We start from the raw sequence: 12,661 nt of genomic DNA on the forward strand, positions 1-12,661 counted from the left end.
TAGAAAAGGAGGGAAACAGCAGAATACGAGAAAAAAGAAGATAGTCTATATGAGGTATTTATTTTGTAAGCGTTTTAGTTTTATCCATTTATATTAAATACAAAGGAGAGACATACATGAGCCATCTACAAGAAAAGGTTGTTTCGCTTGGAAAAAAAGAGAGAAAAATCAATATTTTTGTATTGCTATTCGCCATTCTAGCAATATCAACTCTATTAACTTATATTTTGCCGGCAGGAGAATATACACGAATTGAAGCGGATGGACGGACAACTGTAGACCCCAATTCTTTTAAATGGATAAAATCGGCACCGGTCGGATTGTTCGATATGATAAAAGCTGTTCATACAGGAATGGTAGATGCCGGCAATATTATCTTTTTCTTATTAATTATTGGAGGATTTTTCGGTGTTTTAAGAGCAACCGGTACGGTTGACGGGCTGATCGCCACAATGGCTCGAAAGTTGTCGACGCGTGAAAAGCTTTTAATTCCTGTCGTGATGCTGGTTTTCGCCGCAGGTGGTTCCTTAATGGGGATGGCGGAAGAAACGCTGGCCTATGTTCCTCTTGTTATTCCGCTAGCGTTGGCACTGGGATTTGATACAATTACAGGAACTGCCATCGTCATAGTAGGAGCATTGTCAGGGTTTACGACTGCCATAATGAATCCCTTCACAGTAGGAATCGCCCAAGGGGTCGCAGAATTACCGTTGTTCTCAGGGATGGGGTACCGCCTTGTTTTATTTGTTATCGTCTATCTTGTTTCTGTTTTATTTGTCTATCGTCACGCAATGAAGGTAAAGAACAATCCTTCTATAGGCATCTACGGAAAATATACAAAAGAAGAAGCAAGCCATCTACTGCAATCAAGTGCGAAGTTAACAACTAGACATAAGCTTATCCTGGGTGCTTTTTTAATTAACTACATCGTCTTGGCGTTTGGTGTCATCAAGTTCCAATGGTACATTACAGAAATTGCAGCCTTATTCGTTATATTAACAATCGTAATTGGAATCATCGGAAAACTGTCAGCAGATCATATTGTCAATTCCTTTACCAAAGGCTCTGCTTCCTTGATTAGCGGAGCTTTGATAATCGGCGTATCACGCGCCATTCTTGTTATATTGAATGAGGGACATATCGTTGACCCTCTCCTGCATCTAGTATCTGAATCTATCAAGCATATTCCGGCTTATTTAAGCGTTGCCGGCATGTACAACTTCCAAGCTCTTATCCATTTTGTTCTAGCGTCCGGTACCGGTCATGCAATGCTAACAATGCCGATTATGGTTCCGCTCGCAGACTTATTAGATATTACACGCCAAACTGCAGTGTTGTCTTTCTCTTTTGCAGACGGAATCGGAAATATGATTTTCCCGACCGCTACCACCTTAATGGCGAGCTTGGCCATTGCAGGCATTCCTTGGACAAAGTGGGCGAAGTGGATTCTGCCGCTGGTGCTCATTCAATATCTCATCGGATTAATAGCTGTTATCACAGCTCACTTCATCGGATATGGTCCATTCTAATAGATGACAAAAAGTATTGACAGGAGGAAAAACGAATTGCTTACCTTAATCAAAAATGGCGAAGTATACGCACCCAATTACCTAGGACGGAAAGACATATTAATTGCAGACGATAAAATCGCATTCATAGACGACAGAATCGCGATTCCTGACCACTTTGCTCCTATTCAAATCATTGATGCGGCAAATCTTTTGGTTGTTCCGGGATTTATAGATTCACATGTCCATATTATTGGTGGAGGCGGCGAGGGAGGATTCAAAACCCGCACTCCCGAGCTGATGCTCACTGATATTACAACTGCAGGTATTACAACACTAGTCGGCTTGCTTGGTACGGACGGGACAACTCGTAAAATGGAAAGTCTGCTTGCCAAGGCGAGGGCGCTTGAAGAAGAGGGTGTTTCCTGCTTCATTCATACAGGCTCCTATCAAGTGCCAGTAAAAACACTGACGGGAAAAATCGAAGACGATATTATTTTAATCGACAAAATTATCGGTGTTGGAGAGATTGCAATCTCCGACCATAGATCATCAGAACCCACATTTGAGGAACTGGCTAAAGTCGCTGCTGCGGCACGCAATGGCGGTATCCTGTCAGGAAAAGCTGGCATATTAGAAGTTCATGTAGGGGACGGAGATGAAAAGCTTTCATTACTGCATGAAATTGCAGAAAAAACCAACATTCCGATTCGGCAGCTCCATCCTACACATATCAACCGAAATGAAGAATTATTCAGGGCAGGTATTGATTATGCGAAACGAGGAGGATACGTAGACTTTACCACAAGTACCATTCCTCAGTTTTTGGAAGAAGGCGAAGTGAAGTGCAGCAAGGCATTAAGTATGATGCTTAAAGAAGGGGTTCCAATTGGACACATCACCTTCTCTTCAGACGGGCAGGCCAGCCTTCCCTGCTTTAACAGCAATGGGGAGTGTGTAGGCCTTCAAGTCGGAAAAGTATCATCTCTATATCACGAAGTGCGCGATTCTGTTTTAGAGGAAGACATCCCGCTGGAAACGGCATTGGAGGTCATCACCACGAATCCTGCACATGTGCTAAAGCTTTCAAGTAAAGGCGGCATCCAAACCGGGAAGGATGCTGATATAGTATTGTTGGAAAAAGAAACGTTGGACATTCACAGTGTCATTGCAAAAGGTAAGCTTATGGTAGAAAACAAAGTTCCAATAATGAAGGGAACATTTGAATAAAGGAAGGTTCCGGTGCAAAGATAATGATACTAAAAACTAGCCTCTTGAATTTCTAGTGGGATTCAAAGTTCATCATATATCTTCAAAGAGGAAGGAGCCTGTTTTATCCATGATGAATACCAATAAAAAAGACTTTTAGGAGAAAGCGTCCTATTAATGCGTATTATGGTATTTAAATATGATAGCAATGGAATATTTCCCGAAGTCCATATTTGAATATTATAATACGATACAAGTTACTTAAAAAAAGTACGCGTTTCTGCATGAGTGGAGACGCTTTTTCTTCTTCAAATAAAGTGAAACAATAGCAAGTGTGTTTAAGATTTTAAAGGATAAGTCAAGTAAGATTTAAAGGACGGCTCTTGATGAAAAATCATTTAAAGGTAAATGGAAAGCTTCTTCAAACAAACGTTTTTCACAATTGAAGGAGAGTCAAAAAGACTGGATCACGACGGAACTTTATAAACTTTACCACGATATGATGAAAGAAAGACGTAAAACAAGGAAACTCCCTCCTGACCACCGCGATACAGTTATATCGTCTCTATATGAACAGATTCAGAATAAAGAAATATGGATTCTTTATGGCGAGTAAAAAAATATGCATTTAGTAAAACCACAAAGTTAGTAAAAACTTTTAAGAAACAATTTCCTAAGTTGAGTGAGGAAATTGGCACGCTAAAAAATAAAATGCAAATCATTATTAAGCAATAGGGCGCGATTATGTAATAACTCTTAGATTTAAACGACTTTATTTTTATATTTTTAAGTGCAGTGAAGTTTTTTACATCAAAAATTAAACAACTTTGTTATAACCCCGCCCTAACTCAGAACGGGGTTATAAGTATTTGGAGTTTTAAAATTAAATAACTTTATTGTCACATTACACAATGTTTAAAAGGATTTTTTCAAAATAAAAACGGACTGCTCAGCAGCTCATTTCCTAGGAGTTACTGTATTTTTAGGTATATATTTACCGCTTCATTATTATGGTGGATATCAGCCCATGTTTGAAGCGATCGATCAAGCGAAGTCTGGTTTTTTAACTTTGCCTAGTCAGGGATTAAGCATATCATGGTTTATTTCTACGGTTTTGCTAACTTCTCTTGGTTTTTATATGTATCCGCATGCATTCGGCGCCATTTATTCAGGAAAAAACGAAAAAACGTTCCGCAAGAATACAATTATTATGCCATTATATCAACTTATCTTCCTCTTTGTGTTCTTTGCCGGTTTTGCCGCTATGCTTCAAATTCCCGGTTTGAAGGGGGATGAGGTTGATTTATCTAGAAGTGTATTGGATTTTAGTCTTCACGTTATCCAGCGTCCCCGAGGACAGAGTGCCTTTATGCAGTACGGCAGCACGTTTTGGCAGTCGGGCAACAGCTTCAGCAGAGCAGCTTGCAGGAACGAGTACTCCTGTTGCATCGTTGCCGACTCTTGGCCATACTTGCTTACCAGACTCATCTAAAGGGGTAATCCCGCCTGTAGCAAGGGAAAGTGCTCGAGACAGGTTGTATTCGTTCTTCCATCCATATAGTTGTGCTGCAAGATGTGCTTTCTGCAGCGTATCACCTATCCCGAATGGATCCCAGTGATCGGTAATACTATCATTGCCAAGCATGACATTCACCTTCCGCTCCTGAAGGAGTGGAATTGGCATTACACTTTTGCCGATCGGAACAGTAGATGCTATGGAGATACCTAGCGATGCAAGACGGTCTGCCATTGCAACGTCTGCACCTGCTGCCAATGATGCAAGAGAGAAAGCATGACTGATTGTCACTTTTCCCTGCAGACCAGCTTCTTCTGTCAAATCTGCTAATCTTCGAATGGCCTTTAATCCTGTTTCACCGCCTTCATGAAGATGGATATCAATGCCTGCTTTGTAGTCCACTGCGATTTGAACCATGGTATGTAGTGATTTTTCCATATCCCCGTCTACTAAGGTTGGATCTAGTCCGCCAACATGTGTAACGCCGAGCTTCATGGCATCGCGTAACAGTCCCTCTACATTTGAGCGAAGCAAGCCGTGTTGCGGGAAAGCAACGATTTCATGAGAAATTTTATCTGAATAATTTGCTAAGGCTAGCTTTAGTTTCTCAAGATTTTTAAGACCAACGACTGGATCAATGTTGCAGTGGCTTCTAACATACGTAGAGCCGTAGCTGAGAATTAGTTCAATTAATTTCTCTGCACGCTCCTGAACGGTTGGGAGTAATTCCGGGAGCAATTTCTGCTCTAAGGCAATCATGTCAAAAATACCATTTTTTCTTGTTGCTGCTGCTTTCCAAGGGCCGCCATAATAGGTTTTATCCAAATGAATATGCATATCTCTAAAAGAAGGAAGCAAGAGCATACTTTTTGCATCATAGCAAGCAATATCTTTTTCTAAAGGGGAGTTTACATCTAGTATTTTCGTAATCCTGCCTTTATCGACGCGGATGTTGCGTAATACAGATTCGGTTGCAGCCACTTCTCCGTTTTCATATTTAAAGCCGCTTTCCAATCGAACATTCAAAAGCATGTAAGAGCTATTTTTATTCGGTTTTTTTATTTTATGTGTATGGTCATCCTTATTTGGTGCAGCTTTCGCGCTTGTCATTTCAGGTGCCAATAATTCCATCGTTCCGGTAACACCGAGAATGGCAGAAGCCCCTCCGATTTTTCCAGCGTTACCTAAAAACTTCCGCCGTGACAAGCTTATGTTTTCTTGTATCATCCACTAAGTCCTCCTTTGGAAATGTTTGAATTAAATTAAAATAAACTGATTGAGAAAACAAAGTAAAAATTTCATAATTTTTATGTTTTAGAAAATTTTAACAATTATCATTTTAAAATGAATGTATTTATAAGTCATTGGTTACTTAAACCAAAATTCAGTGATTATATATAGGCATTTTATACAATGGATTTTATGCCAATTTCGTCAATTAGGTTCAACATGGACATGAACATCATAAAGCCCGTGTTTCTTCTGAAGTATATTTTCGACACCAGTAGAAATATTATGTGCATCGAGAATATCCAGATTAGAGCGACAACAATTTCGTATTCCCAGCTTAATCTATCAAACTAAAAAGTTAATAATTTGGTAATGTTTTTTAAATGGGGAGTTAAGTTCTGTCAAGTAAAATCAATGTACGTCGACGAAGACATAAATCATAAATACAAAACCTTGGCATTCTCCTTTCAAATGATCCGGAGCTTGTGGCATCGATTTTTGAGGAAATGCACTGAGATGAAGAAGCGATTAAACCTATCAATAAGCAAGGTGAGACATTGCTACTGAAAAAATCGCTTACTAACTATTTTGAATATATACGAAACATAAACAAAACAGTGTTCCAAGAGTTTTACTAAAAAAATGACCTAGTATTTGGAAATGCTAAAAACAGATTAAATTGTTTTTATTTTTCGTTGTTGACATATTGCAAGAATACTACTAAAATTAGAAATTATTTAACAATAGTTAAACTCGATTAAAAAAATTTAATAATTTAGCAAGCTATGATTGCTATGGATCACACTATAGCAGGAGCAGCTTCTGGAGAGACTGCGGGAATACCGCGGCGCCGAAGGGTTCACAATCTCAGGCAAAAGGACAGAAGAGTACTGAATATTTATTTGTTATGCTGACGATCGTTAGCGAAACAGATATTATTTATTATTCTTATGACCTAAGAGATTGGAGGACATCCAATCTCTTTTTTTATGGAGTTTAAGTATTTGCTCATTGTTTCACATGAAACAATTTTTATTCATTTGAGGAGGAGTTTGAATTGGAACCAAAAGAATTAAAGAGGAATTTAGAAAATCGGCACGTTCAACTGATCGCCATTGGCGGCACCATTGGAACCGGATTATTCTTGGGGTCTGGTAAAGCCATACAGCTAGCCGGACCATCCATTATACTGGCTTATTTAATCGTAGGAATCGCCTGTTTTTTTGTAATGAGGGCGCTGGGGGAACTGCTGCTGTCTAAAGCAGGCTATCAATCTTTTACAGACATTGCCGAAGACTATCTTGGACCGCGGGCAGCGTTTGTCACCGGATGGACCTATTGGTTTTGTTGGATTATGACAGCTATGGCCGATGTTATTGCAGTTGGAGTATATGTTCGATATTGGTTTGATATCCCACAGTGGATACCTGCGATCGTTTGCCTAATTATCCTATTAGGACTCAATCTATTAACGGTTAAGCTTTTTGGAGAATTGGAGTTTTGGTTTGCATTAATAAAGGTCATAACCATTGTCGCATTAATTGGTATTGGAGTTATTTTGCTAGTGATGGGATACAAGACAGATGCAGGAACGGTGTCTATTGAAAATCTTTGGGGGCATGGCGGTCTTTTTCCTAACGGGATTTCAGGGTTCTTGCTTTCATTCCAAATGGTTGTATTTGCATTTGTCGGTGTGGAATTAGTCGGCGTATCGGCAGCGGAAACATCCAATCCGGAAAAAAACATACCATCTGCTATTAATAAAATTCCTTTAAGAATTCTTTTTTTCTACGTTGGCGCATTGATCGTCCTTTTATGCATTAATCCCTGGACGGAACTAAATGCAGGAGAAAGTCCTTTTGTCAAAACATTCAGCTTGGTCGGGATTCCGATTGCTGCAGGTATTATTAACTTTGTCGTCTTAACTTCAGCCGCTTCTGCTTGTAACAGCGGGATGTTTTCCACAAGCCGGATTTTATTTAGTTTAAGCAATAATGATCAGGGGCCAACTCGCTTTGCAAAGTTGAATAAAAATCATGTACCAAGTAACGCGTTATTGATTTCCACGCTTGTTCTAACGGGGGGAGCTCTTTTGAGCAAACTGATTCCGGAACAAGCTTTTGGGATCGTGACAACCATTAGTGCGATATGTTTTCTTTGGGTTTGGGGTGTCATTCTAATTTGTCATGTAAAGTATAAGAAAACACGACCTGACTTACAGAAAAAATCAACATTTAAAGCACCGTTTACACCATTTATGAATTACGCTGTTCTAACATTGTTTGCCATGATTCTCATCATCATGCTGTTTGCTCAAGCTACACGCACAGCCTTATTGTTGACGCCACTATGGTTTATTCTATTATTTACATTGTATTCATATAGAAGGAGAAAAGAAAAAAAGCTAAGATTATCAGCATAGGATTAATGATGAAGGGTGCGTGACCTCACTGTGGTAATTACCGGAGGTGACGCACCTTTTCTCGTGGAGTATTTTTTAGAGGCTTGTTGAGCTTCCATAATTGATCCCCATTCCTGTTGTCCATGAAAATGTCATAGGGCGTCAGCGAAATGATAGAGGAGCAGTTGGGATCGCCATACTTGCCTGCGCTATCCTTTTCCTCCCATCGCGCTCTCCATATACTGCAAATAAGGTTTTATACAAGGCTCCCCTGCAATAAGCAGGAAGTCTTTTTTACTTTTTATCAGTGATTTTTCATAATAAAAACCCCCCATTAATAAATTACTTACTATACGTAATCTATTATCTAGAAATCCTCTAAAACAGTAATTAGGGAAAGATGGTGGTGAAGATGAGGGAAAACCAGAAAAATTTTGAAAAGAAAACAGATTTTAATGTCATCTATATCGTCCTGGATGATGTTGGTTTTTCCGCTTTGGGGTGTTATGGCTCAGAGATAGAGACACCTAATATTGACTCTTTGGCAGAAAACGGTCTCCGTTACAATAACTTTAATGTCACTCCATTATGTTCTCCAACCCGTGCCTGCCTGCTCACAGGGCGCAACTGCCACTCTGTCGGGGTTGGAATCATAACCGAAATAGATTGGGGCCCGGAGTATCCTAATAAACGCGGGAGAATTTCAGAGTCAGCCGCCACCCTGGCGGAGATCTTAAAGCTGAATGGAATGGCTACCTATATGGTTGGAAAGTGGCACCTTGTTCCAGGGCATGAAGCAGCCTCAAGCGGGCCATTTCGAAATTGGCCACTTTCAAAAGGCTTTGACCGGTATTACGGATTTTTATTAGGGATGACTGATCAGTATGCACCAGATTTGGTATACGATAATCATCGCGTCGAGAGGCCACATCCATCCAACTATCATTTATCAGAGGATCTGGTTGATAAAACACTGGAATTTTTGACTGATCATATTTCAATTACACCGGACCGCCCATTCTTCCTTTACCTCGCTTTTGGAGCACAGCATGAGCCACATCAAGTCCCAAAAGAAATTATTGGAAAATACCAAGGGGTATACGATAAAGGATGGGATCAAATAAGGGAAGAAAGATTCAGGCGTCAAAAGGATATGGGCGTTATCCCGCCGGACACGGAACTTGTGGATCGAAATCCGAGGATTAAGCCGTGGGATGAATTGATACCGAAAGAAAAAGCCTTGTTTATCAGATTCCAACAGACATATGCAGGCTTTCTTACCCATACAGATCAGCAAATTGGCAGACTGCTCACTTTTTTAAAATCCAAAAACAAGCTTGATAATACAATTATTGTATTACTCTCAGATAATGGAGGCAGTCAGGAAGGAAGCTGGAATGGTTCCATTAATGATTCCGCCTACTTTAATGGTGTCGAAGAAAACGTAAATGAAATGCTTCATCACATAGAACAAATAGGAGGACCGCAAGCAAGCTCTAATTATCCTAAAGGATGGGCGCAGGTTGCGAATACACCTTTTAAATATTATAAACAAGATACGTTTTATGGCGGCACACATGTACCCCTCATCATCCAATGTCCTCAAAGTATTCCCGATCCAGGTGCAGTTCGTTCCCAATTTTATCATGCCATTGACATTACTCCTACGATATTAAATCTTCTCGACATTGAGGCTCCAAAAATATTTGAAGGTGTTCCACAAATGCCGTTTCATGGGGTGAGTATGCTCGATACATTTACAGAACCGTACGCCCCCTCGAAGAGAACAAAACAGTATTTTGAAATGTTGGGAAACCGGGCAATATGGCAGAATGGATGGGTTGCCGTTACCTATCATGAAGCTGGTACTCCTTTTTATCGAGATCAATGGGAGTTATACCATGTAAACAAAGATTTTTCGCAAAAGAATAATCTTGCAGATCATTATCCGGAAAAATTACAAGAACTTATCGAAGTGTGGTGGCAGGAGGCTACGAAATTCGGGGTATTGCCACTCGATGACCGTCCATTTCGAAAAGGGTACGAAGGGTTGCAGGAAGGGCGATCGATATTTATTTTATATCCCGGAATGGCCCATTTACCCTCAAGTGCTGCTCCAAAATTAACCCTTACTTCTTATTCCATCACCATTCCAATCTTTCGTTTGAATCGTACAGCTGAAGGTGTATTAATCGCACATGGTAATTATTCAAGCGGTTATACATTGTATATTAAGGATAACTACCTCTTTTATGAATATAATTATGTTGGCACAGTCTATAAAATAAAATCCTCTCTTGAAGTACCAGTAGGTTATTCAACCATTTTTTTTGAATTTAGACGAGAAAGGTTCATTCAAGGAACGGGCAAGCTCTTTATTAATGGCCGGCAGGTTGGGGCCGTTTTTATGCCTCGGACGTTGCCATTTGTTCTTTCTGTTGAGGGATTAGATATCGGCAGGGATCGATTAACCTCCGTAAGTACGACCTACCCGGTGCCGGAATTTCCGTTTAGCGGGCATATTGAGAAAGCAGTTATCGAAACTTATGTGGATCCTTTTTTTAAAAAGAAAAAAAGAGATTTAATCTGCATTCAGGTAAATGGAACGACTCTGTATCTCTAGAGAAAGCAGGTAGCCAATATGGGGAATATCAATAGTTTTCATCCTTGCTAAGCCGACCGGTCCAATCTGTAATCTTGACTGCAAGTACTGCTACTACACAGAAAAGGAGGTTTATTACCCTAAAGGTCATTCTTTTCGGATGTCTGATGAAATAGTAGAGTCTTATATTAAACAATATATTGCCTCCCAGCACACACGGGAGATTGTTTTTGCATGGCAGGGCGGTGAACCAACCATAATGGGACTGGATTTCTTTAAAAGAGCGGTGTCACTGCAAAAAAAACATGCGGGTGGGAAACAGATCACGAATACGATCCAAACGAATGGAACCCTCTTAAATGACGATTGGTGTGAGTTCTTATCAACCAATCATTTTTTGGTAGGTTTAAGCTTAGATGGGCCTGAGCATATCCATGATCAGTACAGGATTGACCGAGGTGGGAAGCCGACATTTAGATTGGTGATGAAGGCACTTTCGATTTTAAAGAAGCATAAGGTCGAATTTAACATCCTTACCTGCGTTACGAGATATTCTGCCTATAGGCCTCTGGAAATTTATCATTTTTTTAAGGAGCACGACATTCAATTTATCCAATTTATCCCTGTCGTTGAACGGGAAGGTACTGAGATGGGTTTACGACATGCAGCCCCTCCTTCACTATTCATGGAAGAAGCACTGCACACTGTAACACCGTGGTCGGTGGAGCCTGAAATGTATGGAGAGTTTCTTATTCAAGTCTTTAATGAGTGGGTACAGCAGGATGTAGGTTCCGTTTTTGTCATGAACTTTGAATGGGCTCTTGCCTCTTGGATGGGAATTCCTTCACCCATCTGCATTTTTGCAGAGGAGTGCGGCAGAGCAGCAGTGATGGAACATAATGGTGATCTGTTTTCTTGTGATCATTACGTTTATCCTGAATACCGCTTGGGAAACATTAATGACGGTTTACTAAATATGATAAATTCGCCGTCACAGCATGCCTTTGCAAAAAGGAAGCGGGATACTCTTCCTTCTGTGTGCAGAAATTGTGAGGTTCGATTTGCTTGCCATGGTGAATGCCCAAAACACAGATTTCTAGTTTCAGAACAAAATGAACCAGGAATAAATTATCTTTGTGCATCCTATAAAAAATATTTCACGTACATTGATCCTTACATGAAAGTTATGAAGCAGCGATTACAAGCTGGATTTCCTGCTTCCATTATTAAAGAAAAACAATGAAACCGGGAAGCATGTCTAAAATGAAACTAGATTTTTTATCTCATTTTGATTCGTTACGGGGAACCGTTCTATAAGTAAAAAAGGTTTTATCTATGATTAAAGCTTCCGTTTTTACTCAGTCCACACACGTCGAGTGTATCTTGCAACTCATTTTAAAGAAAGGCAACTAACCCTATAAACTGTACCCGTTGTAAAGGACATTATAAAAAAGGTCATGCCACATGTAGAAGATGATTTCTGTATTCCACGAGGGGTCATCTTCTTTAAATTCCATTGATATCTGAAATTGTTATAGTAGGTCATATATTTCCTTTTTAATCGGGGCTACTCATACGGTTAATGTTGCAGAACAAAATGCAGGAGAAGCTTTAAAAGAGCTGACAGGCGGATTCGGTGTTCATTTCGCTATCGACTGCTCCGGCCACACAGGAGCGACAGAAAGTGCTTGGAAAGGAACAAGAAAAGGCGGTACCGTTGTGGTAGTGGGAGCTTTTAACCCAGCTATGGCAGTCAATTTGCCAGCAGGTGGCTTCCATCGCGTCGGTAAAATACTAAAGGGCAGCTTTTATGGAGATACACAGCCTTATCGCGACTTCCCTATCATTGCCCAGCTTTATGTTGATGGCAAATTTATGCTGGATGAACTCGTCCTTGATCATATCCAGCTAACAGACATTAATAAAGCATTCGACAGCTTCCATGACTGCAATTGCATCAACGTTGGCAGAACAGTTGTTGAGTTTTCATCACAAGAACAAAAGGAACTAGCAGATACGTCTGACAGCCTATTAACTATATAAAATAAGAAAACAGACCGTCTCATGGTAAAGTGTACCCTTTGTAAAGGACATTTTAAAAAAAGTCTAGGCAGATTTAAGAAGATGATCTCTGTATTGAACGAGGGCACTGAAAAACATTCCTTTTTTTATGATTTATGTGTTATCTAAAAAAA

General features: G+C 40.0%; 8 protein-coding genes, 2 pseudogenes and 1 riboswitch. Of the genes and pseudogenes, 7 read left to right on the plus strand and 3 right to left on the minus strand.

The window, feature by feature from the left end; all coding sequences use genetic code 11:
* Positions 1–116: 116 nt before the first annotated feature.
* The 3 genes and pseudogenes from KW850_RS28160 to KW850_RS33595 form a co-directional block, all read left to right on the plus strand.
* Entirely contained in the window at positions 117–1,529 is a 1,413-nt protein-coding gene (locus tag KW850_RS28160) for a YfcC family protein (protein ID WP_218351031.1), read from the plus strand.
* A 36-nt stretch (positions 1,530–1,565) separates the two neighbouring features.
* Complete coding sequence (gene iadA, locus KW850_RS28165) at positions 1,566–2,738, plus strand: beta-aspartyl-peptidase (protein WP_218351032.1); 1,173 nt, start codon at positions 1,566–1,568, stop codon at positions 2,736–2,738.
* Between the two features lie 943 nt (positions 2,739–3,681).
* Positions 3,682–4,026 (plus strand): annotated as a pseudogene (locus KW850_RS33595) (sodium:solute symporter family protein); the annotation flags it as partial.
* Here KW850_RS33595 and KW850_RS28170 read toward each other — a convergent pair.
* Together KW850_RS28170 and KW850_RS28175 are read right to left on the minus strand one after the other, a co-directional pair.
* A complete protein-coding gene (locus KW850_RS28170) occupies positions 4,021–5,265 on the minus strand; it encodes an amidohydrolase family protein (protein WP_256358507.1) in 1,245 nt (414 codons plus the stop codon). The pseudogene KW850_RS33595 and the gene KW850_RS28170 sit on opposite strands and share 6 nt — an antisense overlap.
* Positions 5,266–5,667: 402 nt before the next feature.
* A complete protein-coding gene (locus KW850_RS28175) occupies positions 5,668–5,805 on the minus strand; it encodes a cation transporter dimerization domain-containing protein (RefSeq protein WP_218351037.1) in 138 nt (45 codons plus the stop codon).
* 470 nt (positions 5,806–6,275) lie between these two features.
* A riboswitch (glycine riboswitch) is annotated at positions 6,276–6,356 on the plus strand.
* A 164-nt stretch (positions 6,357–6,520) separates the two neighbouring features.
* On the opposite strand from KW850_RS28175, the gene KW850_RS28180 reads away from it, so the two are divergent.
* From KW850_RS28180 to KW850_RS28190, 3 genes are all read left to right on the plus strand, one after another.
* On the plus strand, positions 6,521–7,885 hold the full coding sequence (locus KW850_RS28180; protein WP_218351033.1) for an amino acid permease: 1,365 nt from the start codon (positions 6,521–6,523) through the stop codon (positions 7,883–7,885).
* A gap of 391 nt (positions 7,886–8,276) precedes the next feature.
* Entirely contained in the window at positions 8,277–10,487 is a 2,211-nt protein-coding gene (locus KW850_RS28185) for an arylsulfatase (protein WP_218351034.1), read from the plus strand.
* Positions 10,488–10,551: 64 nt separating this feature from the next.
* A complete protein-coding gene (locus KW850_RS28190; RefSeq protein ID WP_308128867.1) occupies positions 10,552–11,709 on the plus strand; it encodes an anaerobic sulfatase maturase in 1,158 nt (385 codons plus the stop codon).
* Between the two features lie 212 nt (positions 11,710–11,921).
* Here the strand turns inward: KW850_RS28190 and KW850_RS33600 are convergent.
* A pseudogene (locus tag KW850_RS33600) lies at positions 11,922–12,018 on the minus strand (IS3 family transposase); the annotation flags it as partial.
* An 8-nt stretch (positions 12,019–12,026) separates the two neighbouring features.
* Here KW850_RS33600 and KW850_RS28195 point away from each other — a divergent pair.
* Positions 12,027–12,509 carry a zinc-binding dehydrogenase gene (locus KW850_RS28195; protein ID WP_308128868.1) on the plus strand — a complete coding sequence of 161 codons (483 nt, stop codon included), beginning with the start codon at positions 12,027–12,029 and terminating at the stop codon, positions 12,507–12,509.
* Positions 12,510–12,661: the final 152 nt, after the last annotated feature.

The sequence above is a fragment of the Bacillus sp. sid0103 genome (assembly GCF_019219025.1).